This window comes from Streptomyces sp. NRRL F-2664, assembly GCF_000719345.1.
GTDB lineage: Bacteria > Actinomycetota > Actinomycetes > Streptomycetales > Streptomycetaceae > Streptomyces.
In genome coordinates this window covers 1-236 of record NZ_JOFX01000596.1, presented here as the reverse complement: position 1 = coordinate 236, position 236 = coordinate 1, and the positions used below count along the sequence as shown (strand labels likewise).

Annotated in this window: 1 protein-coding gene; it reads left to right on the top strand. The window is 67.4% G+C overall.

Features of this window, described 5'->3' with window-relative positions; translation table 11 throughout:
• A partial coding sequence (locus IF89_RS0137130; RefSeq protein ID WP_030778458.1) for a transposase occupies positions 1 to 236 on the top strand: 236 nt, incomplete at both ends.

Here is a 236-nt window from a genome sequence, read left to right as displayed (position 1 = left end):
GGACCCATCGTGGTGATTTGGGACAATCTCAACACCCACCCGGCCGCCGGGCTGAAGCGGTATGAGGCCGAGCACGACTGGCTCACCACCATCCGCCTCACGGCATACGCGCCAGACCTGAACCCGGTCGAAGCCGCCTGGTCGCCCGTGCGCAGAGCTGCGGCCGACACCGCCTTCGACACCCCCGACGACCTCGACCGCACACTCCGCCGCGAGTTACGCAGAATCCAACTCCG